The following is a 25,946-nucleotide window of genomic DNA, read 5'->3' as shown; positions in this document are numbered from 1 at the left end:
GCATGGTGAACTTCGGCAGATTGATTACCGCAATGGTGACACCTTTTGATCAGCAAGGAGAGATTGACTGGACTGCATTGTCCTCGTTGATTGATTACTTAATAGAAGAACAGCACTCAGAGTCACTTGTTGTATCTGGAACAACAGGGGAGTCTCCTACCCTGAGCGATGATGAAAAAATCAAGTTGTTTGCATTTGTTGTAGAAAAAGCAGCTGGACGATGTAAAATTATTGCCGGGACTGGAAGCAACAATACGCGTCACTCTATTCATCTAACCCGTGCCGCGGAGCAGGCAGGAGCAGATGGTGTTCTACTGGTAGTACCATATTATAATAAACCGAATCAGGAAGGGATGTATCAGCATTTCGAAAGTATTGCAAACTCCACATCCCTTCCAGCTATACTGTATAATGTTCCAAGCCGTACTGGAGCGAGTCTAACAGCTGAAACAACGCTGCGTCTTGCACAAATTCCGAACATTGTGGGAACCAAAGAATGTGCATCACTTGCGCAGGTCACACAGATTGCAGCGGCAGCGCCAGAAGGTTTTCTGGTTTATTCCGGGGATGATGCTTCTGGGTTGCCTGCTATGGCTGTAGGTGCTTATGGTATTATCAGCGTAGCGAGTCATGTGGTAGGTGCTGAAATGAAGCAGATGATCGATTCACTTGTAGGAGGACACTCGCAGGAGGCAGCCAAGTTGCATCAGCAGTTGTTCCCGATTTTCAAGGGTTTGTTTGGCTGTCCTCATCCTCTGCCTAATCCGGTGGCAGTAAAATATGCATTGGAATTACGGGGGATTAAGGTAGGTTCGGTTCGGTTGCCACTCATTCCTCCAACTGAGGATGAAGCGGAATTTATTAAGAAATTATTTACCCGCTAAAGAGAAATAGGAATGTAAGCTGTTAATTAATACTAAGGAGTATCCTTGTTAAGGGCAGTCGGTAGGTACAAAACCGATAGGGTTTATTGTCTGACAAGGTTCTCCAGCGTGAAGGGCGTTCTTATAGGACGTCCTTTTTGCTGTGCTTTTAACTATGCATGTAGATAAAATGACAGATACTAATGGTTTCAGACGGCAATGGGAAACCTAGCGTAACGAACAGGATGACTTGTTTTTTCTTATTTTAATCATGTATAATGGGGTCAAGTGACTGGGTGCGGTATTTTTTTGAAAATTAAATAAACAAATCAAGGTACGACGTCCAACTACCATAGGAGGTTTAGATTCATTTGTCTAAAAAAACAAACAACGATAAATTGATGATTTTCGCTTTGGGCGGCGTCGGTGAAATCGGGAAAAATATGTATGTCGTTCAATACGGCAATGACATTGTCGTGGTGGATTCCGGTCTGAAATTCCCGGAAGAGGACATGCTGGGCATTGATATCGTTATTCCTGATATTTCCTACCTTACAGAGAACCGCGACAAAGTAAGAGGCATTGTGCTGACTCATGGTCACGAGGACCATATCGGCGGTTTGCCTTACGTGTTGAAACATTTGAATGTACCAGTATATGGTACCAAATTGACGCTGGGATTGGTGGAAAACAAGCTGAAGGAAGCGAATCTGCTTGGTGAAACCAAACGTATTTTGATCAATGCTGATTCCGAAATCAAGCTGGGTTCCACACTAAAAGCAACTTTCTTCAGAACCAACCATAGTATTCCGGATTCTGTAGGTGTATGTATTGATACTCCTGAAGGCGCTGTTGTTCATACAGGTGACTTCAAATTTGACCATACTCCGGTGAACGGACAATATGCAGATTTGCAGCGTATGGCTGAAATTGGCACACGTGGTGTACTGGCTCTTTTGTCAGACAGTACAAATGCCGAGAAACCGGGCTTTACACCTTCGGAAAAGAGCGTTGGTATTGTCCTGGAAGACATTTTCCGCAAGTCGAGACAGCGTGTGGTCGTAGCCACTTTTGCTTCTAACGTACATCGTATTCAGCAGGTAATTAATGCTGCTGAAGCAACGGGACGTAAAGTAACAGTTATTGGTCGAAGCATGGTTAATGTCGTAGGTATTGCTTCGGACTTGGGCTATTTGGAAATTCCAGATGGAATGCTGATTGAGCCTGAAGAAGTTGGCAAAATGTCAGCGGATCGTGTAGTTATTCTCTGCACAGGCAGTCAGGGTGAACCGATGTCCGCTTTGACAAGAATGGCTCGTTCCACACATCGAAAGGTTGACATTCTTCCAGGGGATTCAGTCATCATCGCAGCTACTCCGGTACCGGGTAATGAAAAATACGTTGGACGTACAATTGATGAACTGTTCCGTCTGGGTGCCAATGTATATTACAGCGCAGCTAATCCAGGTATCCACGTTTCTGGACACGGAAGCCAGGAAGAACTTAAGCTGATGCTGAATCTGATGAAACCAAAGTTCTTCTTGCCAATTCATGGTGAGTTCAGAATGCAACGTCGTCACGCTCTTCTTGCTGAAGGCGTAGGTATAGAGCCTGAAAATATCTTCATCACGGATATCGGTGAAGTCATTGAAATTCAGAATGGCGGAGCACGCAGAGCTGGTAAAGTTACAGCAGGCAACGTACTGATCGATGGACTAGGCGTAGGGGATGTAGGAAATATCGTATTGCGCGACCGCAAATTGCTGTCACAGGACGGTATTTTGGTGGTGGTTGTCACGCTGAGCAAGCAAGACGGAACGATTAAATCAGGCCCAGATATCATTTCCCGCGGTTTCGTATATGTCCGTGAATCGGAAGGTCTACTGGATGAAGCAAATCGTATTGTCTCAAGTACACTGCATAAGCTCATGAGTGAAAATGTAAATGAATGGGCTTCCCTCAAGACAAATGTCAAGGATGCACTAGGTCGCTTCTTGTATGAGCAAACTCGTCGCAGACCGATGATCCTGCCAATTATAATGGAAGTGTGATTCAATTGAAATTTGTTCAAAAACCTGAATTAAAAACTTAAGTCACAGGCACACAGTCGCCTCTCTTCCCGCAGGAAATATTGGACGGTTTCCGCGGGAGGAGAGGCTTTTTTGATTTTGCGGGACAAGGAAAAGCATGGGGTCGGGTATAAAATATTCCATTTCCATCCCATACTATAGGGTGAATACGGGTCATATAGATGCGTAAAGCGAAAGGAAGATCACCCATATGGAACAATACAGCAATCTAACATCTGGCAACGAGGAAACGGAAGCGCCAGATCAACCAGAAATTGGGCAAAGACCCGCTTTACCTGCTATGGAGGCTTTGCAGCAGCTGGGTCAAACTTCCATGCCTGGAGGCGAGTCCAATATTTTTTGCATGACGATTATCGGTCAGATTGAAGGGCATCTCATTTTACCGCCTCAAAACAAAACGACAAAATATGAGCACATTATTCCCCAGTTGGTAGCGGCAGAACAAAATCCTCGTATCGAAGGATTAATGATTTTGCTGAATACAGTTGGTGGTGATGTAGAGGCAGGACTGGCTATTGCTGAAATGATCGCATCGATGAGTAAACCAACGGTGACTATTGTCATAGGTGGGGGGCATAGCATCGGTGTACCCATTGCTGTGTCTTCCACTTATTCCTACATTGCGGAGAGTGCGACGATGACCATTCATCCCATTCGTATGAACGGTCTGGTCATTGGAGTACCACAAACTTTTGAATACATGGAAAAAATGCAGGAACGTGTTGTACGCTTCGTCGTTTCTCATTCTCGTATTACAGAAGAGCAGTTTAAGGAACTGATGTTTAAAACCGGTGAGTTAAACCGCGATATTGGTACAGCGGTTGGGGGAGCGGATGCAGTGAAGTATGGATTGATGGACGCGGTTGGAGGCATCGGAGAGGCTTTACAACAGCTGAACACCATTATTGAAACGCGGCGTCAGCAAAACGGGATCGCTGGGATTCAACAGCAGGCTCCGTATGCTCCTTTTTCTCCCAGTCCCACAGGAACTCCTACAGAGACACTGTCAGGGGAGCAAAGCAGGGAGCTACCTCAATGACACTATATACTGTGATGCCAATGGAAATGGTATGGCAAGGGATGTGGAAAGAGGCTGAGGAGCTTGCAGAGGTTCGGGTAGACGGTCTACTTATGCAGGTACAGCCGCTTGAAAGTCGTCGGGGGATCATTGTACGGTTGTTGGACTGTCCGCTGGAAGCCTACCTGAATCCGCGTTATGGACCAGGTCAAGTTATCGAGTGGTCGTAGAAGGTGTCGAATAGTATAGAAATAGGTCATTTACTGCTGAAAAAGAACATATGTGCGGATACCGGGTGACGTGGTATAATATTCTTCTGGGGGGTGACCTTGTATGTCCAGAAGAAGAAAAAGAAAAAAGAAAGCCGCATTTGGCGGAGTTCTAAAATTTGAAATTTACGGCATTGTGCTGATTACATTAGCGGTCATTGCGTTGTCGGGTGAAGCGGCAGTTGGTCGGTCGCTATCCAAGATGTTTGGGCTCGTACTGGGGAAATTCTATTTTGTTATCCCTCTCATTGGCATTTATTATGGTCTGATGGTGATGATTCACCGCAAGTGGCCGAACCAGTGGAACTCGCGTAAAACGGGTTTGCTCCTGTTGGTATTTGCCTTTACACTTATGAGTTCTATTTCATCTATGGAGCAGCGTTTGGGGCCGATCAACGCGCTTCAGCCGGGCGGAGTGATGACCCAGATACATATAGATATGCGTGAGCAGTTGCTGTCGCCTGACCAGCAGGGCCATACCTCAATGCTGAACAAGGATATCAGCGGGGGGTACGTAGGCGCATTGCAGCTTACTGTTCTGTTGTGGCTGTTTGGTCTCACAGGAGCTAAACTGATCATGATTGTTATGTTCGTCATTTGTTTCATGCTGATGACCCAACTGTCCTATGTGGATTTGGTACGGATTGTAAAGACCAAGCTGCTGACAGTCGGGGGAAGCGTGCGTAAAAAATGGACTGGTAAAGCTACTCCGCTTTCGGCATCTAGCAAAGGTAGTGGAAATAGAAAAATCAAGTCTGAGCCGATTCCTGCCTATGAGGAAGACATGGATGATGACTTTGACGAAATGCAGCCTCCTGCACGCAAACAACCGATTTTCTTTCAGTTGTTTGGTCTCAAAAATTCAGATAAAGCGGACAAGGAGAAGCATTCCGTCGATACGGATGAGGATGATCATGATCTTCCATATGAAGCTGAGGACGCGCAGGCCCAGTGGAGAAACGATAACCAGAGTGAAGAGCTGTCTGACGTAGTCGAACACGCTGAGGAGGAAGCTGCAACTCCGGTAAAAAGGTCGCCGATTATTAGGGATTTCTTCGAACAAGTAAAGCATGAGGAAAGAAGACCGGAAGCTGAATTTGGAGAGTCCCTGACAGGGGCAGAGCAGACAACTTCCATTATTGATGAATCCCTGGATGATGACTTTGTGGATGCCCATGCGAATACGGATATGGATGATTCGACAACGATCCAGGGGACATTAGAAGGTGCTCAGGGACAAGCTCAGACGATTGCAACTGGGGTTGCAGGCGAAGAGGCTGAAGGTACCCATACAGCTATTCCGGCTCCGCCGCCGCCTAAACCTTACAAGCTCCCATCGTTTCGTTTGCTTGCTAAACCACAAAACGTAGGCAAAGGTATGGGACAAAAGGATTACATGCAAACGGCACGCAAGCTGGAAGCAACGCTGGAAAGCTTTGGTGTGCGGGCGAAGGTGCTGGAGGTTGTCCGTGGCCCTGCCGTAACGCGTTATGAAATTCAGCCGGACATTGGAGTAAAGGTCAGCCGCATTGTGAGTCTGACGGATGATATTGCGCTTGCGCTTGCTGCCAAAGATATCCGTATGGAGGCTCCGATTCCTGGCAAATCTGCTATCGGAATTGAGGTTCCGAATAATGAAGTTTCCATTGTCACGATGCGTGAGGTAATGGAGACAACCGTTTTCCAGGAGTCAACTTCCAATTTATCCATTGCATTCGGACGTGATATTGCAGGACAGACGATTGTTGGTAATTTGGCCAAGATGCCCCATCTGCTTGTAGCTGGGGCAACAGGTTCGGGTAAATCAGTGTGTATCAATGGGATCATCACGAGTATTTTGTACAAAGCAAAGCCGGATGAGGTCAAATTTTTGATGGTCGATCCTAAAATGGTGGAGTTGAACGTGTACAACGGAATCCCGCATTTGTTGGCTCCGGTCGTGACTGATCCAAAGCGTGCCTCACTTGCATTGAAGAAAATTGTAGTTGAAATGGAAAAAAGATATGAGTTATTTTCCAAATCAGGAACCCGTAATATTGAGGGCTATAATAATCTGATGAAAGATAACCCGGATGCATTTCTGCCTTACATCGTCGTTATTGTGGACGAGTTGGCAGATTTAATGATGGTAGCTGCGGGAGATGTGGAGGATGCGATTGCACGACTTGCCCAAATGGCACGTGCAGCAGGCATCCACCTTATCATTGCAACCCAGAGACCTTCGGTTGACGTAATTACCGGGGTGATTAAAGCCAATATTCCTTCACGTATTGCCTTCGGCGTTTCCTCGCAGGTAGACTCCCGTACCATATTGGACATGGGCGGAGCCGAGAAGCTACTCGGACGTGGTGATATGCTGTTCATGCCAATGGGGGCTTCTAAACCTGTCCGCGTTCAGGGAGCGTTCATGAGCGATCAAGAAGTCGAAAATATTGTTAACTATGTACGTGAACAGGGTGAAGCGCAGTATGATGAAACGCTTGTGCCGGAGGTGGAAGAGGTATCGGCTGATGCAGATGAAATGCTGGATGAGCTGTACGATCAGGCTGTCAACATCATTTTAGAGGCTAAACAAGCTTCCGTTTCGCTTCTTCAGCGCCGTATGCGGATCGGTTATACACGTGCTGCTCGATTGATTGACTCCATGGAAGCTCGCGGAGTCATCGGCCCTTACGAGGGCAGCAAGCCCCGTGAGGTCCTTATCTCAATGGAGCAATATCAGCAAAATAAAGTTAGTTCCTAAGCATTATCTCTATCCAGCACTACATTAAAACGCTGTTTGTTCGCATGGTGGTTGTTCTAATATGACAACTCCAAGTGAACAAACAGCGTTTTTTGTGATGTTTTTTTGAGGTGTGGCGACTACCTGCTGAAAGAAGATTAAAAGGGTGAATAGCTTTAAGCGGAGCTTGTCATAATAAACGTAGCCATCCTGTTAATCCCACAAAAGAAAGGTAGAGCGCAGCATATGAAAAAGACAATGGTCTGGATTTGCACGGGTATCCTCGCAGCCTCGGCTATTACGTACACAGGACTTTTTAAAAATGACTCTGCACAGCAGCAAGCAGAGCCGCTGAGCACACAGCAGAAAGTACAAGCAGCGCAACCTTCCCAGCCGACATTCAGCTCGGGAGCGGTTGATTTTGGATCTTACGGTCAGGATGTATATGAGTTGCAATCACGTTTGAAGTTGCTGGGCTTTTTTGGCGGGAAAGTGGACAGCCATTTTGGCAGCAGTACACTAAAAGCTGTCAAGGGTTTTCAAAAGGAATTTGGCATCCGTCCCGATGGAGTGGTCGGAGCAAAGACGAAATTAAAGCTGGTGAATGCTACTCCTAACTGGAAGCCAACGGAAACTCCTATGCATCGTAACAATCAAGGTTCCGCTCAGGGACAGACAGCGGACAATAACGATAAAGCGGATCAAAATGATGAAACGATGGGATCGGCCAACACCATGGGACTATCTGAAAATGATCTTAAAATTATGGCCAACGCGGTCTACGGTGAATCCCGCGGCGAGCCATTTGAAGGACAAGTTGCCGTCGCGGCTGTTATTTTGAACAGGGTTAAGTCACCCAGCTTTCCCAACTCACCATCTGGAGTGATCTTTCAGCCAGGAGCTTTCACAGCTGTAGCAGACGGCCAAATCTGGCTCACACCGAATGAGACTGCACAAAAGGCGGTACGCCAAGCACTGAACGGCTGGGATCCAAGCGGAGGATGTCTTTATTATTTTAACCCAAAAACAGCCACCTCCAAATGGATTTGGTCCCGTCCGCAGGTGAAAACCATTGGGGAGCATATTTTCTGCATGTAAAACGCCGAAGCAGCCGGGAGCTTGTCTCCGGTTGCTTCTTGGCTTTTGCATGGTTAGAATAAAGATTGGTACACTTTACCTCTTTACAGGAGGATGATTTACAGCAGCTAATGCTAATCAAAGGCTAGACGCAAATTGACGTCACAAAGGAGTTTTGGACTTGAACAAAACAGGTTTCGAGCGTGGCACACGCAGACAACTGAGGATTCATGTACTGCCGACCAAGCGCTTTAAGACGTTTGCCATATCGTTGTATGTAGGTACTCCGCTACGTGAGGAAACCGTAACCCGAGTGGGGCTGGTACCTTTCGTTCTGCGACGGGGTACAGAATCGTATCCGCAGACTACACAATTCAGAGAACAGTTAGAACAATTGTATGGCGCGGGTTTCGGATTCGATGTATACAAACGTGGAGATTATCAGATCGTGCAATTTCGCATGGATACGATTAATGACAGCTTTGTAAACAGTCCGGATAGTTTGCTGGATCGTTCGTTTGCTTTTCTCGGAGAAGTGCTGACGAAGCCTGCATTGGAAAATGGTGCATTTCAAACGGGATACGTCCAGCAGGAACGAGAAAATGTGCGTAAAAAGCTGGAATCTATAGTTAACGATAAAATACGTTATGCTGGTGAGCGCTGTATGGAGGAAATGTGCAAAGATGAGCCTTATCGTCTGCACCCTCTTGGTCAACGATCCGATCTGGACAGCATAGATGCACAGAGCTTGTATCAGGCTTATGGAGAATGGCTGAATCATGCCAGCATGGATTTATACGTTGTGGGAGATACGACGCTGGAAGAAGTTGAGAAGTTTGTTGATCGCTATTTTCAATTGAATCGTTCAGCGGAAGCAGGGTATGTTCCAGAACAGCCCAAGTCAGTAGAGCGTGAGGTTCAAACCGTTGTAGAGCGTCTTGATGTGAACCAGGGCAAGCTCAACATGGGGTTGCGCACCCCTATTACGTATGGAGACGATCGCTATGCTTCCGCTCTGATGTATAATGGCATTTTGGGCGGGTATCCGCATTCAAAGCTGTTCGTTAATGTAAGGGAAAAGGAAAGTTTGGCGTATTACGCTTCATCGCGGTATGACGGGCATAAAGGGATTGGTACGATTCAATCTGGTATCGAAATTCCTAATTATGAAAAAGCGGTTACTATTATCCGCAAGCAACTGGAAGATACGCAAAATGGAGCGATTACCGAGCTGGAAATGACCCAAACGCAGGCGATGATTCGCAACTTGCTGAAGGAGATGCAGGATTCCGCTTTTGAAATGATCGCCTATGATTTTAACAGACAGCTTTCTGGTAAAGAGCGGACGGTAGATGAGCTGCTGAGTCAGGTGGAGGCAGTCAAGGTGCAGGATGTTCAGGATGCCGCCCGGACGTTCCGACTGGACACTATTTATTTCTTGAGAGACCAGAAGGGGGAATAGCGGTGGAGCATATACCATATGAGCATTTGCAGGAAACGTTGTACTATGAAGTAATGGATAACGGTTTACACGTTTATGTGTTGCCCAAACCGGGTTTTCAGAAAACGTACGCTACATTTGCGACTAAATACGGCTCGGTTGATAATCATTTCCGCGTAGAAGGTCAACAGCCCGTAAAGGTGCCGGATGGCATAGCCCATTTTTTGGAGCATAAAATGTTTGAAGAGCCTGAAGGCGATATTTTTGCTACCTTTTCCTCTAATGGGGCATCGGCGAACGCATTTACGAGCTTTGATCAAACAGTATATCTGTTTTCGGCAACCGAGCGTATTCAAGAAAATTTGACCACGCTGGTCAATTTTGTGCAGCATCCTTACTTTACAGATGAAAATGTAGAGAAGGAAAAAGGCATTATCGGCCAGGAAATCAATATGTATGAAGATAATCCCGATTGGCGGAGTTACTTTGGTCTGATCGAGGCGTTGTACAAGGTCCATCCGGTGCATATTGATATCGCAGGTACTGTTCAATCCATCAGTACGATTACAAAGGAAACGCTGTACAGTTGCTATGAAGCTTTCTACCATCCAAGCAATATGATTCTTTTTGTAGTGGGCGGAGTGGATCCAGCTGAAGTAATAGAGCTGGTACGTAACAATCAGGCTAAAAAGGACTATAAGCCGCAGGGAGAGATCGAGCGGATTTTCGACGATGAACCCACTACAGTTGCAGAACCACGTCATGAGGTAAAGCTGGCCGTTTCTCTGCCAAAGCTACTGTTTGGATTTAAGGAGGCTGAAGTAGGCCTAACGGGTGAAGAATTGCTCCGTCATGATCTGGAAACCAAGCTGATGCTAGATCTCCTGTTTGGCTCCAGTACACAACTGTATCAAAAGCTCTACGATGAGGATCTGATTTCGGACAGTTTTGGTCATGAGTACAATAGCACGCAGCAATATGCATTCTCTGCAATCGGTGGGGATACCAAAGACCCGGATCGGCTGTTGGCGAGAATACGTGAAGAGGTGGAGTTCATCCAGAAGCAGGGCTTTGCAGCAGAACATTTTGAACGGGCACGCAAAAAGAAAATCGGTGGTTATCTGCGTACACTCAATTCACCAGAAAATATTGCGCATGAATTTACAAGACATCGCTTCCGGGGCAGCGATTTTTTCCAACTGCTTCCGATTTATGAAAGTATCACGCTTGAGGATGTAAATCGCCGTCTGAAAGACCATATCCAGTGGGATCAACTCGCAATATCACTAGTGGTGAGTCCGTAATGTCCAGGGAGAGGGAAACGATGACCACCGAGGGCGGAGAACTAAAAGCGATTGGCGATACAACCGTGCTGATTACAGGAGCAAGTGGCGGAATTGGTGCGGCTATTGCTGAGCGTTTTGCAGCTGTAGGGATGAATGTGGTCATTCACTACATGAAGTCCCATGAAAAAGCAAATGAAGTTGCCCGTCGTTGCATGGCTTATTCAGGCAAGGTAATGACCGTGTCAGCGGATCTGCGGAGCAAGGAGCAGATCGAACGCATGCGTGAAAAGCTGGATAATCACGGGATGAAGCCGGATATTCTTGTGAACAATGCCGGACTATCTCATTATGGGCTGTTAACAGATGTTTCGGAAGAGGAATGGGACGAAGTGATGGCTGTCAATGTTAAGGGAACCTTTTTGTGCACGCAGGTTTTTATGCCACATATGATTTCCCAACGCTATGGCCGCATTGTGAATGTTTCATCCGTGTGGGGGATATGTGGTGCTTCGTGCGAGGTGTTGTATTCCACCACCAAGGGAGGCATTAACGCTTTCACTAAAGCGCTGGCTCAAGAGGTAGCACCTTCCGGGGTGACAGTGAATGCTGTAGCTCCAGGTGCAGTGGATACGTCGATGCTGGATCATTTGGATGAAGGCGAAATTACCAGTTTGGAAGAAGAAATTCCTGCTGGACGATTGGCTCGACCTGATGAAATATCGTCCCTAGTTTATTTTCTTGCGCTTCCTGAGTCAGGTTATATTAATGGCCAGGTCATAAGTCCTAACGGAGGATGGGTGACTTAAGGGAAATAGCGCTTGGAGGAATCCACCAGTATAGTAAGCGTCTGAGAAGAGCATATTACAACTGTTGATTTTAAATCTGAATCATCTAAGGAGGATTTAAGTATGTCAACAGTTGTTCAGAATTTTGATGTTTGGAAAAAGTTCCTCGGTCAGCGTGTAGAGCAAGCGGAGAAGCTGGGAATCAGCCAAGATACCATTTCTGAGCTTGCTTATGAAATTGGTGATTTTCTGGATGAGAAGGTCGATCCAGCCAACCATTCCAACCGCGCACTGAAAGAACTGTGGGGAGTTGCCGATGAGGACGAGCGTCACACCATCGCCCGGCTAATGGTTAAATTGGCCAAGAGCAACGCATAAGTAGGAACCAACATGAAAAGCTCCCTTTTGGGGGCTTTTCTGTAATGGTTACAGAGCTGTTCTTGTAATTCCATTGTAATTTATATATCATAAACGTGATTGAGGCTTACAACACAATGCAGCCTATCAAATTTCAATAATTGGTTTTGTCGAAAGATGTTATTTTATGATACAATAATGCTTTGATTTGGAGTTGTTGACGGTTTGAATGTGAATGAGGTGCTAACGTGACGGAAGAAACGAAACAGTGGTACATGGAGTACAAGATACATAAAAATCGACCCGGACTGCTGGGAGACATTGCTTCCATGCTTGGTATTCTGGGGGTTAATATACTGACGATCAACGGTGTTGAAGGCGAAAGACGGGGGATGTTGCTTGAAACGGACGATGACGAGAAGATACGCATTCTCGGAGACACGTTAAAAAAAGCGAGCAACATTACAGTCACGGCCTTACGTGCTCCGAGACTGGTTGATATATTGGCAGTAAGACACGGCCGTTACATCGATCGGGATTCGGATGATCGTAAAACATTTCGCTTTACACGCGATGAGCTTGGGTTGCTGGTCGATTTTTTGGGTGAAGTATTAAAGAGGGACGGCAATCAGGTGATCGGTCTTCGCGGGATGCCGCGTGTGGGCAAAACGGAATCCATTATTGCCAGTAGTGTATGCGCAATGAAGCGTTGGACTTTTGTGTCTTCAACGTTACTACGACAGACGGTGCGCAGTCAGCTCTCTGAAGAAGAAATGAACCCAAACAATGTGTTTATTATTGATGGTATTGTGAGTACAATTCGGTCAAATGAAAGACATTATCATCTGCTTCAGGAAATCATGAGTATGCCAAGTACTAAAGTGATTGAGCATCCTGATGTATTTGTACGTGAATCAGGATACAGCTTTGACGATTTCAATATCATTATTGAGCTTCGCAATAATCCGGCTGAGGAAATTATTTATGATACCTTTACAGCCAGTTATACAGAAGATCTTTAAATAAGCGTAATTACACAAGGAGATGATGACATGTCAGAACTGGGTCAGCAATTAAAGGAGGCCCGGCTGCAAAAAGGATTGAGCCTTGACGATGTTCAGGAAATGACGAAGATACGCAAACGTTATCTGGAAGCCATTGAGACGGGCGATTACAAAGTGCTGCCGGGAAGCTTTTATGTCAGAGCTTTTATTAAAACATACGCTGAAACGGTCGGGTTGAACCCCGATGAGATTCTGGAAGGGCATCAAAGCAATGTGCCTGAACCTGAGCCGGAAGCAGTCATGGAGCCTGTTACACAGAAACGCTCCAGCCGTCCCGCCACGATTGGTAATCTTAAATGGTTGCCTACAGCGTTAATGTGGCTTTTTCTAGTTCTCATTGTTGGGGTTATTTATGCTTATTGGGTGAGCAACAACCATTCAACTCCAAAAACAGCAGAAAACACAACGCCGATTACAACACCAAGTACAACACCAAGTACAACACCAAGTACAACACCAAGTACAACACCAAGTACAACACCAAGTACAACACCAAGTACAACACCAAGCACGTCTACTCCTGATACCACTACGACACAGCCGAACAATGGTCAAACGACGGCTCCAAATGGTGCTGGTGGGCAGACTCCTGATGCGGGGCAAACCGGCCAAACTCAGCCAGGTGGTACGGGGAGTACGGGTGCTACTACTCCAGATACTGGACAGCAGCCGGATACGACTACGCCACAACAAGGTGTAACTGTGGCACAGGACGGCAAGCAAGGCAAGACGACGATTTTTAAAGTTTCCAGTTCAACGGGAGCCGCGGTCAAGGTTGATATTAAAGCGACGGGCGAAAGCTGGCTTGAAGTGTACAAGGGAGAAAATTCCCGTGGAGAAAAGCTGAGTTATGGTATGACTAAAAGTGGAGATGCCATGTCATTCGATATTGGTCCAGAAGGTTTATATATCAAATCAGGACGGTCTTCTGCCACAGATATTTCCGTAGCAGGTCAACCGATAACAGATAATAAATCGACTACTCGTGTACTGATCCAGCAAGGAGAAGCTTCTTCGACCGGAACGAGTGCAGGGGTGACGGGTTCACCTGCAGATTCTACGACAGGTAGCAGTACGGATTCAGCACAAAGTAGTACAGATTCTACAACTACTGATGGTGAATAAACGCCTTGGTGCGAGGAAATACTAATGACTGTAATTCCTGGAAAGGCAGTCATTTCATTTTCCGCAAAGTGAGGTGTATACGTTATGACCGTCAGCTGGATTGTGACTGGGCTCGGTATAATTGTCAGTTTACTGGGCTATTATCTGACACCGAATGCATGGGGCTATGGCATACTGGGCTTTGGTCTTGCTCACATTGTGCTTGGACTTTTGGATATGTTCCGAACTCCAACACGAAGCCATAATTAGATATTTTGACCGTAAATGAAATAAAGGCGTTTTTGTCAGGAAAACTGGCAAGAACGCCTTTTTAGTCAACGGATTATTGGATTTTTGTAAATGACTAGCCTATAATTAGATATTGAACTTTGTTGTGGAAAGGAAAGTGAAACGATGGCTTCAGAAAATTCATTTGATATCGTCTCCAAAATGGATATGCAGGAGTTAACAAATGCGGTTCATCAGACGGAGCGTGAAATTGAAACTCGATTTGATTTCAAGGATAGCAAAAGTAGCCTTAAGCTTGAGAAAGAAGCTCTTACGATTGCATCGGAAGACGAATACAAGCTGAATGCGGTGATTGATATTTTGCAATCTAAAATGGCCAAACGAGGTCTGTCCCTTAAAAATGTGGAGTATGGCAAATTGGAACCCGCCTCTTTAGGTTCAGTGCGTCAGCGTCTTTCGCTTAAGCAGGGAATTGATCAGGATAATGCCAAGAAAATTAACATTCTTATTCGGGACTCCAAGCTAAAAGTTAAAAGTCAGATTCAAGGTGATCAAATCCGAGTGACCGGAAAAAACAGGGATGATTTACAGGCGATCATTCAATTGCTGCGTAAAGCTGATTTGCCATTGGAGCTTCAATTTACAAACATGAAATAAAGCCGTTTTCCCTCATACATTTTGTAGGAAAAAACGTTGCTTGATGTGCGGCAGGTTATTTTGACATGCGTTTTGTGCCATATTATACTTGTAACGAAAATGCAGACAATTCAGGTGTATAGCGCTCGTCGATAGCGATTTACATAGGATTGAATTTAATCCGAAAACTGCCATTTGTAATCAAGTACGATAATCAGGGGAGAGTGTGTTGTGAATTTACCCAACAGAATTACAATAACGCGGATTTGCCTTATTCCGGTGATGATGCTGGCTTTGCTGGTGGACTTTGATTTTTATCCGCCGCCGATTGAGATCGGAGCTTTCAAGCTGCCGTATAATCAGCTGATTGCGGCTATCATTTTCCTTGTAGCAGCCAGCACGGATGGTCTTGACGGATATTTGGCACGTAAAAATAATATGGTCACCAATTTGGGCAAGCTGTTGGACCCCCTTGCTGATAAGCTTTTGGTAACCGCCATTTTGGTTTCCTTGGTAGAAATGGGAAAAATCGATTCGTGGATTGTCGTTGTGATTGTTAGCCGTGAGTTTGCGGTTACGGGTCTGCGTCAGATTGCCTTACTGGATGGTTCTGTGGTTGCTGCAAGTAATTGGGGCAAATTGAAGACGATCATCCAGATCGTTGCTATTGTAGCGTTGCTCATTAATAATTTCCCGTTTGTTTTTCTTGGTATCCCGTTTGATTTAATAGCGATATGGGCAGCGGTGTTGATCACCATTTATTCGGGTATTGATTATTTTGTGAAAAATATCCACTTGCTGAGCTCCTCCAAAGTTTAACAGGATAAATTTTATGGAAACAGCAATAGGGACTAAACTTATTGCTGTTTCTTTACATAATTCCCATAATATTCGCAGTACAGGAGGAAGAATTGATGAAAGCTGAAATAATTGCAGTAGGTACAGAGTTATTGCTCGGACAAATAGTGAATACAAATGCTCAATATTTGTCACAAGAGTTGGCTACAATCGGAATCGATGTATATTTTCAGACTGTAGTTGGCGATAACATAGATCGGCTTCAGGAAGCGATAAGAATTGCTCAGAAGCGTGCGGATATTATTTTGTTTTCCGGTGGTCTGGGACCGACTCAGGATGATTTGACGAAAGATGCGATAGCGTCTGTATTGGGGCGAAAATTGCACATAGATCGTCTTGCAATGGACAAGCTAGATCAGTTTTTCCGTAACCGTGGGGTAGAAATGACCGAGAATAACCGCCGGCAGGCGCTTTCTATTGAAGGCGCTACTCCGCTTGAAAATGAGACAGGGCTAGCTGTGGGCGACGCAATTGCACAGGACGGTAAATTTTATGTAGTTTTGCCTGGACCGCCTAAGGAACTCAAACCCATGTTTGCAAACCAAGCGAAACCTTGGTTGCTTCAGCAGGCATTGAGCGGTGAGGAAATGCCAATTTATTCAAAAATGCTAAAATTTGCAGGGATCGGTGAGTCAGCTCTTGAAACCCATTTGTTAGATCTGATCCAATCCCAGACAGACCCCACGATTGCTCCTTATGCCAAGGAAGGGGAAGTCACGATCCGTATATCCACCAAGGCGGCCAGCGAAAGTGAAGCACTAATTAAGCTGACGGCTACGGAAGTAGAAATTCAGCAGCGTCTTTCGGAATATATGTATGCAAGTGAAGATGTTACGCTGGAGAAGGTTATCGTAGATCTAATGGCCAAACGCGGGCTCACTGTGAGTGCGGCAGAAAGCTGTACAGGTGGAATGCTGATGGAACACATCACTTCTATACCTGGCAGTGCTGTTATGTTTCAAGGTGGCATCGTGTGCTATTCCAATGAAATGAAGATGAAATTACTCAACGTGCCTTATGATTATTTGGAAGGGGATCAAGCGCCAGGTGCAGTGAGTAAGGAAGTAGCCCTTGTGCTTGCAGAGCAGGCGAGAATGATCATGGACAGCGATTTTGGACTTTCAGTTACTGGTGTTGCCGGGCCTGGGTATTCCGAACGGAAGCCAGTCGGTTTGGTGTATATTGGCATTGCTGAACGCGACAAGGAAACGGAAGTACATGAACTGAGACTGAGTGGTAACCGTGAAACAATCCGACTGCGATCAGTCAAAGCAATCCTGTACAGATTGTGGCGCAGGCTGGTAGAGAACGAGAAACTCTCTTAAACATCTATGTACAGTGTGGGTCGTAGAGTTGTTTTAGATAGATATTCATGATATAATCATCTTATCGGAAGAACCGTTGCAAAGCCTTTTGCCAGCGGTTCTTTTTTTGTTTTAAGAGACAGGTGTAATTGTAGAAGAGAGCTGTGTGAACAAAAAAAACGAATGTATGTTCGAAAAAATGCTTGGCAAGCGTGTCAAAACAAGGTATTATTAAAGTACAAACAATGAAGGATGTGAGTTTATTGTCAGATCGTCGTGCTGCGCTGGATATGGCGCTCCGTCAAATAGAAAAGCAATTTGGTAAAGGTTCCATTATGAAGTTGGGTGAGTCTACCCACATGCAAGTGGAAACGATCCCCAGTGGTTCGATTGCTTTGGATATTGCGTTAGGAACGGGCGGCTTTCCAAGAGGCCGGGTTATTGAAATATACGGACCGGAATCATCCGGTAAAACGACAGTAGCTCTTCACGCTATCGCAGAGGTGCAAAAAACAGGCGGACAAGCCGCCTTTATCGACGCCGAGCATGCGCTTGATCCGTCGTATGCAAGCAAGCTGGGTGTCAATATTGATGAGTTGTTACTATCGCAACCAGATACAGGAGAGCAGGCGCTTGAGATTGCCGAAGCTCTTGTACGTAGTGGAGCAGTAGACATTGTAGTTGTTGACTCCGTAGCGGCACTTGTGCCCAAGGCAGAGATTGAAGGCGAAATGGGAGATTCCCACGTTGGTCTTCAAGCACGTTTGATGTCTCAGGCATTGCGTAAGCTTTCTGGAGCCATTAATAAGTCGAAAACCATTGCTATTTTTATTAACCAGCTACGTGAAAAAGTAGGTGTTATGTTCGGTAACCCTGAAACAACACCAGGTGGACGTGCCTTGAAGTTTTACTCTACGGTACGTTTGGATGTTCGTCGTATTGAAAGTTTGAAAATGGGTAACGACATTGTGGGTAACCGCACACGTATTAAAGTCGTGAAGAACAAAGTTGCCCCTCCTTTCCGTCAGGCTGAGGTAGATATTATGTACGGTGAGGGCATTTCCAAAGAAGGTAGCCTGATCGATATCGGTACGGAGCATGACATTGTCGACAAGAGCGGAGCCTGGTATTCCTACGAAGGTGAGCGCCTTGGTCAGGGACGTGAGAATGCTAAGCAATTTTTGAAGGAAAATCCGAATATTGCTAGTACAATCGAACAAAAAATTCGGGTGGCCAGCAATCTGATTACGACGGTTGCTCCGCCTACAGAAGAAGAGTTGGCACAGCAAGCGAAGGAAGAACAGGAATTGTTGGAGCTTGAATAAAGCTCGGTGAATCCTGGTTTGTGAACTGGGGCCAGGGTTATGGCACCGTCCGTTTGAATAGCATGATTCTGATGCCCTGCACAGTTGTGCAGGGCATTTTTGCATCAACTAGAGTCTGCTTTGTCAGTGGAATCTAACTTTTGCGTAGCAGGTGTTCAAAGGCTGCTTTCGTGAATTTCAAAGTGAGGGAAATATATTGCAGTTGGACGATGAAGATGAATACACTTCGGAAGCAAATAAGCAACAAGGGATTTCTCTTTTTCCGGATCATGAGGAATTGATGATTACTAGGGTAGAGCAGGGACAGGGACGCAAACGTGGAAGGTATATCATACATTTTGGTCCTTATTCACTGTCTGTATTAGAAGATGTAATGATCAAGTACAATATGTTCAAAGGAACGTCATTTGATAAAAAAGAACTGGAAGATATCGTTCTGGCAGATGAAAAGCAACAGGCTTATGTACTTGCGCTTTGCTATTTGGGGCGAAAGCCTCGCACACGTCAGGAAATTGCCCAGCGTTTAGCGCAAAAAGAACTGGATCAGTCTGTTATTGACGAAGTAATGGTCCGACTCCATAGGGAACAACTCGTAGATGATGATTTATACGCCCGTCAATGGGCAAGGCAGCGCATAACAAGCCAACGTAAGGGGAAGATGTGGGTTAGGCAAGAACTTCGTCAGAAGGGCATCTCTAAAGCCTCTATTGGCGAAGCGTTAGGTGAGATCACCGATAATGAGGAGTGGGAGAGCGCTTTGACGGTCGGACGTAAGAAATGGAATCAGGTACGTGGTGATATAATGGAGAAAAAAAGGAAAACATACCCTTTTCTCATGAGACGCGGATATTCGGGGGATATGACACGCCGGGTAGTCAATCATCTCACTGCGACCGAGCATGACGCTGCTTCAGATGACGAGGAGTTGTTGCAGTGGGAGGAATAGTTGCCAAACGGCTGCTGAACCTTTGGCTAGTATGAACGGATAGGATGAGCTAGTTATTACATGGAAAGCTGCATGGTAGTCTACTAATGTTTGCATTCCCTTGACAATGCCATTTGTCAAATAATAAAATATATATGAAACGATACTTGTGGAACGCCCTTTTTCCTTCCAAAAAAGCGGAATCCACGGTGAGTTCTCATCGCCAAATAACAAGTGATGCCGCTATGCCAGGCGGAATTGTACATGTGAAAGCATGTGCATATGAAATGAAACGACCTTGTGTCGTTGTCTTAGTTTGACGATCAAAGTAAATGTGACAATTGCAAAAAGTCCCAAGGAATGCCTTGGAGGAACCAACGGGGAGGTGAACAGTATGATGACTGCGATCTGGTTCGTTCTCGTTGCTGTAGCCGCGTTATTCTTTGGGTTCGGGATTGGTTATTTTATTCGCAAATCTATTGCAGAAGCTAAGATCTCCAGTGCGGAAGAAGCTGCCGCGCAAATCGTGGAGAACGCGAAAAAAGAGGCAGAAGCGCTGAAGAAGGAAACGGTATTGGAAGCGAAAGATGAAATCCACCGCATCCGTGCCGAAGCTGAAAAAGAAACTCGTGAACGTCGCAATGAAATTCAACGACAGGAACGAAGATTGCTGCAAAAAGAAGAATCGCTGGATAAAAAATTGGAATCGCTGGAACGCAAAGAAGAACAAGTGGCCAACAAAGAGAAACGAATCGATGAAACCCAGCAGCAAATTGATTTGATTTACAAGAGTCAGGTAACTGAGTTGGAACGTATTTCCAATCTGACGATGGAGGATGCAAGAAGTATTATTCTGACCAACGTAGAGCAGGAAGTTCGTCATGAAACAGCTCAGATGATTAAAGAAATTGAACAGCAGGCCAAAGAAGAAGCGGACAAAAAGTCTCGTGAAATCATCACACTGGCCATCCAACGCTGTGCGGCAGATCATGTAGCAGAAACGACGGTTTCTGTTGTCACATTGCCGAACGAAGAAATGAAAGGCCGGATCATCGGGCGCGAAGGCCGTAATATCCGTGCACTTGAAACCCTTACAGGAATTGACCTCATTATTGATGATACGCCGGAAGCTGTTATTTTGTCTGGATTTGATCCGATTCGTAGAGAGATTGCGCGTACTGCGCTTGAAAAGCTCGTAGCGGACGGACGGATACATCCGGCTCGTATTGAAGAGATGGTGGAAAAATCCCGTAAAGAGGTGGACGAACGAATCCGTGAGTATGGTGAACAGGCCACCTTTGAGGTGGGCGTGCATAGCTTGCATCCAGATTTGATCAAGGTCTTGGGACGTCTCAAGTTCCGTACAAGTTACGGACAGAACGTATTGAAGCACTCGATGGAAGTTGCATACTTGACAGGTCTGATGGCCGGGGAACTGGGCGAAGACGTTGTACTGGCAAGACGGGCAGGATTGCTGCATGACATCGGGAAGGCGCTGGATCATGAAGTGGAAGGATCGCACGTTGAAATTGGCGTGGAGCTGGCGAAGAAGTACAAGGAACACCCGGTCGTCATCAACAGCATTGCCTCACATCACGGCGACTGCGAAGCGACTTCAGTGATCGCCATGCTGGTTGGGGCGGCAGATGCCCTGTCAGCAGCAAGACCGGGAGCGCGGCGTGAAACGCTAGAGACGTACATCCGTCGTCTTGAGAAGCTGGAACGCATCTCCGAATCTTTTGAAGGCGTTGAAAAATCATACGCGATTCAAGCCGGACGCGAAGTTCGTGTCATGGTACAGCCAGAGAAAATTGATGATGCGGAAGCATTCCGACTGGCCCGCGATATTACGAAAACGATTGAGAATGAACTGGACTATCCGGGACATATCAAGGTTACCGTCATACGCGAGACCCGTGCGGTAGAATACGCAAAATAAAAGCATTTCAATGAAAAGTGGCCGCTGCTTGTAGGGCCACTTTTCATTATGTAAGGCAGACTAGGGAGGGCTTTCTATCAACGTATTATTTATTGGAGACATCGTCGGCAGTGTAGGCAGAAAGGCACTGAGGGAGAATCTCCCTTCGCTAAAATCAAAATACAACCCGCATGTTATTATTGTGAACGGAGAAAATGCGGCTTCGGGAAGAGGAATTACCCCAGCCATCGCCAGAGAGTTTTTTGATTGGGGCGTTCATGGGATTACGATGGGAAATCATACTTGGGACAATAAGGAAATATTTGATTTTATAGATGATGAGCCGCGGATCATCCGCCCGGCTAACTTTCCACCAGGAACACCAGGCCGGGGTTATACCGTTGTAAAAGGTGGAGGTAAGGAGCTGGCTATTGTTAATCTGCAAGGTAGAACTTTTTTGCCAGCTATTGACGATCCATTCCGTGCAGCAGATGAAATTGTCGATGAGCTGCGCAAAAAACATAAACATATCCTAGTTGATTTCCACGCCGAAGCAACCTCGGAAAAAATCGCTATGGGTTGGCATTTGGATGGACGTGCTTCAATCGTGGTAGGTACGCACACACATGTACAGAGCAATGACGATACGATTTTGCCACAAGGAACTGCGTATCAGACAGATGCGGGAATGGTAGGTCCTTATGAGGGAGTGCTTGGGATGCAGAAAGAGGCTGTGTTACAGAAATTCCAGACCCAGCTTCCAGTACGTTTTCAAGTGGACATGGGCAAATGGCATTTTCATGCCATCAGCGTAGAGCTGAATGATAACGATGGAAAAGCCCGCAAAATTCAGAAAATCAGACTCAAAGAAGATGAATGGCGGATGGATTAACCTTTTTGTGAGCTACTTAAGGAAAGAATAAGGAAAACTGTCACCAAAAAGCAGGAATTTTTTGCTGACCCTCGAATAACATCTAATAGTGGAATCAAACCATCATCATTCCCAGGGGAGGTACTTACTATGGATGTATTAAAAGTATCAGCAAAATCCAATCCCAATTCAGTTGCAGGCGCACTCGCAGGAGTACTGCGTGAACGCGGAAATGCAGAATTACAGGCGATTGGAGCGGGTGCACTAAACCAAGCCATTAAAGCGGTAGCCATTGCCCGGGGATTTGTCGCACCAAGCGGAGTGGATTTGATTTGTATTCCTGCTTTTACAGACATTGTTATTGATGGAGAAGATCGGACTGCGATCAAATTGATTGTAGAGCCAAGATAATAAATGTAAGTTGCCTGAGCCTGTTTACGATTTGTAAACGGGCTTTTTTGCTTTGTGAGTCTGTTACTATGATTTTTAAAATAAATTTGTGATGCTTCAATCTCTAAATGGAGGTAAGATGCATGAATGATAAGCTAAAAGTGAATTGGCCAGTTGTTGACTTTCATTGTGATGTGTTATGTAAAATGCAGCTCGATGCGCAGATCGATTTCAGTCATCCATCGCTTGATGTCACAAAAGAACGTTTGCTAGAAGGTAACGTGCGGTTGCAAACATTTGCTATATATATTTCTCAGGTATTGGGCACGCCAAGATTTGAGCATGTGATTCGTCAAATTGAGCTGTTCAGGCAGCATGTTACCTCTATCTCAGGTGGGTTGAGACCATTGCTGTGGAAGGAAGACTTGGTAATGTGTAAAAATACGTCCGCAGTGCATCAGGAGGAGCAAGTAAAGCAGGCAGGAAAAGAGAAGCGCATGGAAAAGATAACGTATGTGGATGGTAATGGGACGGATCATACATGGGCACCTTGGGCTTTGCTCTCACTGGAGGGGGTAGATGCGCTGGAAGGGAACCCGTTTTATGCAGAATTGTGCTATGCCATGGGAATACGATTGATTGGACTGACATGGAATTATGCGAACTGGGCAGCTGACGGCATTATGGAACATAGAGGTGGCGGGCTGAGTAGCAAGGGGCGCGATTTGGTCAATCGCTGTAATGACCTGGGACTGCTGCTAGATGTATCGCATTTGTCCGTACAGGGCTTCTGGGAGGTGCTAGAGGAGGCCACTCTACCGCCCATTGCTTCGCATTCGAATGCCTTTGCGAAGTGTGCTCACCCCCGTAATCTACGGGATGAACAGATTCGTGCACTGATCGCTCGTAACGGACGGATTGGTTTGACCTTCGTCACAATGTTTCTCAAAGAGCAGGGTACGATATCCGCTGAGGATCTGCTACCGCACATTGAGCATATTTGTTCATTAGGCGGCGAAAGGCATTTGATGTTTGGTTCTGATTTTGACGGTATTGAGCACCATGTGCAAGGGCTGGAGCACTCGGGGAAATATCCGGTTTTTGCAGAGCTGCTGCTGAAGCATTACCCTGAGGAGCTAGTCAAGGGATGGCTGGGAGGACATGCGCTGGAATACTTGCAAACGAATCTGCCTTCCAAAATTTCTTCTTAAATAGCTATTTATAGAGGGAATTTTTAGCTGCGAACACTCTTGACAAAGCGAGAAGGATTACGAAATAATTGGAGCATCTTAGAATTGCATGGTGCTAAAATAACATTTGCAGAAATACGGCAGACGTTGGAGCGAGACTGACGGGTCACCATGCTGCACCGCCATATCAGAGGGGGCTCCATTACATAATGTTGATAAAAAAGGTTACCTGGCTTGAGCTCTTTTATGACTTGTTGTTCGTAGCTGCTGTCTCCAAGGCCACTCATGTTTTGCTACATGTTGAGCATGGTAGTATCTCATGGGAACATATGGAAAAGTTTATTATGATTTTTATCCCAATATGGTGGGCTTGGGTGGGGCAAACGGTCTACAACAATCGTTTTGGGCAAGACAGTATAACACATCGAATTTTTATGATCCTGCAATTGTTTTTCGTGTTGATCATGACCGCCAGCCTGAATATAGATTTTGATGCGTATTATGTATCTTTTTTTGTTGGCTATATTGGGTTAAGAGGTTTGACTGTCGTTCAATATTTACTTTCGGCACCCAAAGAAACGGCTCATAAACAGGAAACAGCTCGTTTTTTCGGAATTTATTTTTGGATTGGAATAGTCATCTCTAGTTTCTCCCTCTTCTTTGATTCTTGGGTTCGATATTTGATTTTATATACAGGTATAGCTATTGATATCCTCGTTCCTTTGATTGGCCGTAAAAAGTTGGTGATCACACCTATCCATACGGAGCATCTTTTAGAACGCTTTGCACAGTTCACCTTAATTTTGCTTGGCGAATCTGTGATAAGTATGCTTTCTGTTTTACAATCCGATCATTTTACGGTTTCTTCTATTGTATTTGCTGCTTTGGCTTTTGTATTAGTCATCGCAATCTGGTGGCAATATTTTGAGAATATGGAGAAGCGCGTAGATAAATCAAAACAATCAGCAGGACAGACTATTATTTATGGTCATTTGTTTATTTATATTTCCCTTAGCATGCTAGCTGCTTCGATTCAGCTCTTGTTTTTGGGACAAGTAGACTATATCTTTGTGCTTTGCTTTACCTTTGCTTCTGTTTTTATTTACTTTTTGTCGGTTTTGCTGGTATTTCATCAGTACAGATTAAGTCATCTGAAACCTCGTCTCAGAGTCATTTTTTTCTTAACTGGAATACTCTGTGTCCTGTTTATTCTTAATATATTTGTTGTCGTTCCCCCTCATCTCATCGTAGCTGAAATCATGCTTTTCTTTCTCTTGTTCGCTAAAACGACGGTTTGATCCGATTTCTATGGACGATATTTAACGCCGATTAGGGCGAAAAAGGGAACTTTATACGCTCTCCTTTTCTTTCTTGGCAAAATAGGAGTATAATAGCATAGATGTGTAAAGTATTGTATAGAGAAAAAGGAGTGACCACACGATGAGTAAAATCGTACCTGTCGGCGTTTCAGCCCGTCATATTCACCTGACTCAAGAGCATATTGAAATTTTGTTCGGAGCAGGCTATCAATTAACTGAATTTAAACCTTTGTCCCAAACAGGACAATTTGCCGCAAATGAAACGGTAGCTGTAATTGGTTCTAAGGGTCAATTTGATAAGGTTCGCATTTTGGGACCTGCTCGTCCCGCATCCCAATTGGAAATCTCTCGCACTGATTCCTTTGCTATTGGTGTAAAAGCACCTGTACGCGAATCTGGTAGCATTGATGGTACACCAGGAATCACGGTAAAAGGACCCGCTGGTGAAGTGGAACTGCAAGAAGGCGTGATTGTAGCAGCCCGCCATATTCATTTCCATACATCTGATGCAGCTAAATGGGACATTAAGGACAAGCAGTTGCTGAAAGTACGTGTCGGCGGCGAACGTGGCCTTGTATTTGAAAATGTTCTTGCACGTGTGTCCGATTCTTTTGCTTTGGATATGCACATTGATACAGATGAAGCGAACGGAGCCGGTGTGAAAAACGGTGACAACGCTGAAATCGTAGACTAATATACACGTATTTAAATGCCGGAAGGCTTAAAGAGTCCGATTCTTGCAAAAGAATCGGGCTTTTTACATACTATATAATTCACAAATACTTCACTAATGTACAAAAAGAACATGAGTTCACATTGCACTCAATGGTATCTGCGGCTGATCTATGGCGATGGCCTATAAATCATGCTATAATTTAGTGTAAT

Annotated in this window: 24 protein-coding genes; all 24 read left to right on the top strand. The window is 45.3% G+C overall.

From position 1 onward, the window contains the following. The first annotated feature begins 2 nt into the window (after positions 1-2). The 24 genes from dapA (at position 3) to pduL (ending at position 25,755) form a co-directional block, all read left to right on the top strand. Complete coding sequence (dapA, locus tag NSS66_RS01205) at positions 3-884, top strand: 4-hydroxy-tetrahydrodipicolinate synthase (RefSeq protein ID WP_069080939.1); 882 nt, start codon at positions 3-5, stop codon at positions 882-884. A 350-nt stretch (positions 885-1,234) separates the two neighbouring features. After that, on the top strand, positions 1,235-2,914 hold the full coding sequence (locus tag NSS66_RS01200; protein WP_013309942.1) for a ribonuclease J: 1,680 nt from the start codon (positions 1,235-1,237) through the stop codon (positions 2,912-2,914). A 229-nt stretch (positions 2,915-3,143) separates the two neighbouring features. Further along, positions 3,144-3,992, top strand: coding sequence for a ClpP family protease (locus NSS66_RS01195; protein WP_075154077.1), 849 nt, complete (start codon positions 3,144-3,146; stop codon positions 3,990-3,992). Further along, complete coding sequence (locus NSS66_RS01190) at positions 3,989-4,201, top strand: YlzJ-like family protein (RefSeq protein WP_023988229.1); 213 nt, start codon at positions 3,989-3,991, stop codon at positions 4,199-4,201. Before NSS66_RS01195 ends, NSS66_RS01190 begins: the two co-directional genes overlap by 4 nt. Positions 4,202-4,304: 103 nt before the next feature. Continuing rightward, positions 4,305-6,983 (top strand): FtsK/SpoIIIE family DNA translocase, encoded by a 2,679-nt coding sequence (locus NSS66_RS01185; protein ID WP_023988230.1) that lies wholly within the window; start codon positions 4,305-4,307, stop codon positions 6,981-6,983. 225 nt (positions 6,984-7,208) lie between these two features. Beyond that, a complete protein-coding gene (gene sleB, locus NSS66_RS01180; RefSeq protein WP_023988231.1) occupies positions 7,209-8,060 on the top strand; it encodes a spore cortex-lytic enzyme in 852 nt (283 codons plus the stop codon). Positions 8,061-8,220: 160 nt separating this feature from the next. Then, entirely contained in the window at positions 8,221-9,501 is a 1,281-nt protein-coding gene (yfmF, locus tag NSS66_RS01175) for an EF-P 5-aminopentanol modification-associated protein YfmF (RefSeq protein ID WP_023988232.1), read from the top strand. A gap of 2 nt (positions 9,502-9,503) precedes the next feature. Then, positions 9,504-10,784: an EF-P 5-aminopentanol modification-associated protein YfmH gene (gene yfmH, locus NSS66_RS01170; protein WP_075154079.1), complete on the top strand. Its 1,281-nt coding sequence runs from the start codon at positions 9,504-9,506 to the stop codon at positions 10,782-10,784. Positions 10,785-10,804: 20 nt separating this feature from the next. Next, positions 10,805-11,572, top strand: coding sequence for an elongation factor P 5-aminopentanone reductase (ymfI, locus tag NSS66_RS01165; RefSeq protein WP_023988234.1), 768 nt, complete (start codon positions 10,805-10,807; stop codon positions 11,570-11,572). 102 nt (positions 11,573-11,674) lie between these two features. Further along, the gene (locus NSS66_RS01160) at positions 11,675-11,929 is read left to right on the top strand and encodes a DUF3243 domain-containing protein (protein WP_013309950.1); all 255 of its coding nucleotides are present in this window, start codon (positions 11,675-11,677) and stop codon (positions 11,927-11,929) included. A 227-nt stretch (positions 11,930-12,156) separates the two neighbouring features. After that, entirely contained in the window at positions 12,157-12,930 is a 774-nt protein-coding gene (locus NSS66_RS01155; RefSeq protein ID WP_013370747.1) for a DUF3388 domain-containing protein, read from the top strand. A gap of 30 nt (positions 12,931-12,960) precedes the next feature. Next, entirely contained in the window at positions 12,961-14,097 is a 1,137-nt protein-coding gene (locus NSS66_RS01150) for a helix-turn-helix domain-containing protein (RefSeq protein ID WP_340958279.1), read from the top strand. A gap of 84 nt (positions 14,098-14,181) precedes the next feature. Continuing rightward, positions 14,182-14,346, top strand: coding sequence for a hypothetical protein (locus NSS66_RS01145; protein WP_023988236.1), 165 nt, complete (start codon positions 14,182-14,184; stop codon positions 14,344-14,346). Between the two features lie 144 nt (positions 14,347-14,490). Continuing rightward, complete coding sequence (locus NSS66_RS01140; RefSeq protein WP_013309953.1) at positions 14,491-14,982, top strand: YajQ family cyclic di-GMP-binding protein; 492 nt, start codon at positions 14,491-14,493, stop codon at positions 14,980-14,982. Between the two features lie 210 nt (positions 14,983-15,192). Then, positions 15,193-15,780: a CDP-diacylglycerol--glycerol-3-phosphate 3-phosphatidyltransferase gene (gene pgsA / locus NSS66_RS01135; RefSeq protein ID WP_013309954.1), complete on the top strand. Its 588-nt coding sequence runs from the start codon at positions 15,193-15,195 to the stop codon at positions 15,778-15,780. A 95-nt stretch (positions 15,781-15,875) separates the two neighbouring features. Further along, the gene (locus NSS66_RS01130) at positions 15,876-17,144 is read left to right on the top strand and encodes a competence/damage-inducible protein A (protein ID WP_028542703.1); all 1,269 of its coding nucleotides are present in this window, start codon (positions 15,876-15,878) and stop codon (positions 17,142-17,144) included. Between the two features lie 242 nt (positions 17,145-17,386). Then, positions 17,387-18,448, top strand: a complete 1,062-nt coding sequence (gene recA / locus NSS66_RS01125; protein ID WP_023988239.1) for a recombinase RecA — start codon at positions 17,387-17,389, stop codon at positions 18,446-18,448. Positions 18,449-18,644: 196 nt separating this feature from the next. Next, positions 18,645-19,394 (top strand): regulatory protein RecX, encoded by a 750-nt coding sequence (locus tag NSS66_RS01120; RefSeq protein ID WP_340958277.1) that lies wholly within the window; start codon positions 18,645-18,647, stop codon positions 19,392-19,394. Positions 19,395-19,767: 373 nt separating this feature from the next. Continuing rightward, positions 19,768-21,312 carry a ribonuclease Y gene (gene rny, locus NSS66_RS01115; protein WP_340958273.1) on the top strand — a complete coding sequence of 515 codons (1,545 nt, stop codon included), beginning with the start codon at positions 19,768-19,770 and terminating at the stop codon, positions 21,310-21,312. 76 nt (positions 21,313-21,388) lie between these two features. Beyond that, the gene (locus NSS66_RS01110; RefSeq protein ID WP_013309959.1) at positions 21,389-22,183 is read left to right on the top strand and encodes a TIGR00282 family metallophosphoesterase; all 795 of its coding nucleotides are present in this window, start codon (positions 21,389-21,391) and stop codon (positions 22,181-22,183) included. A 129-nt stretch (positions 22,184-22,312) separates the two neighbouring features. Beyond that, positions 22,313-22,573: a stage V sporulation protein S gene (locus NSS66_RS01105; RefSeq protein WP_007430104.1), complete on the top strand. Its 261-nt coding sequence runs from the start codon at positions 22,313-22,315 to the stop codon at positions 22,571-22,573. Positions 22,574-22,695: 122 nt separating this feature from the next. Next, entirely contained in the window at positions 22,696-23,763 is a 1,068-nt protein-coding gene (locus NSS66_RS01100; protein ID WP_075154081.1) for a dipeptidase, read from the top strand. A gap of 188 nt (positions 23,764-23,951) precedes the next feature. Next, positions 23,952-25,040 carry a low temperature requirement protein A gene (locus NSS66_RS01095; protein WP_075154082.1) on the top strand — a complete coding sequence of 363 codons (1,089 nt, stop codon included), beginning with the start codon at positions 23,952-23,954 and terminating at the stop codon, positions 25,038-25,040. A gap of 142 nt (positions 25,041-25,182) precedes the next feature. Beyond that, on the top strand, positions 25,183-25,755 hold the full coding sequence (gene pduL, locus NSS66_RS01090; RefSeq protein ID WP_023988243.1) for a phosphate propanoyltransferase: 573 nt from the start codon (positions 25,183-25,185) through the stop codon (positions 25,753-25,755). Positions 25,756-25,946: the final 191 nt, after the last annotated feature.

The organism is Paenibacillus sp. FSL R10-2748, from assembly GCF_038005565.1.
GTDB classification, from domain to species: domain Bacteria; phylum Bacillota; class Bacilli; order Paenibacillales; family Paenibacillaceae; genus Paenibacillus; species Paenibacillus polymyxa_B.
Note: the sequence above shows the minus strand (reverse complement) of the source record. Positions and strands in the feature narration are given on the sequence as shown.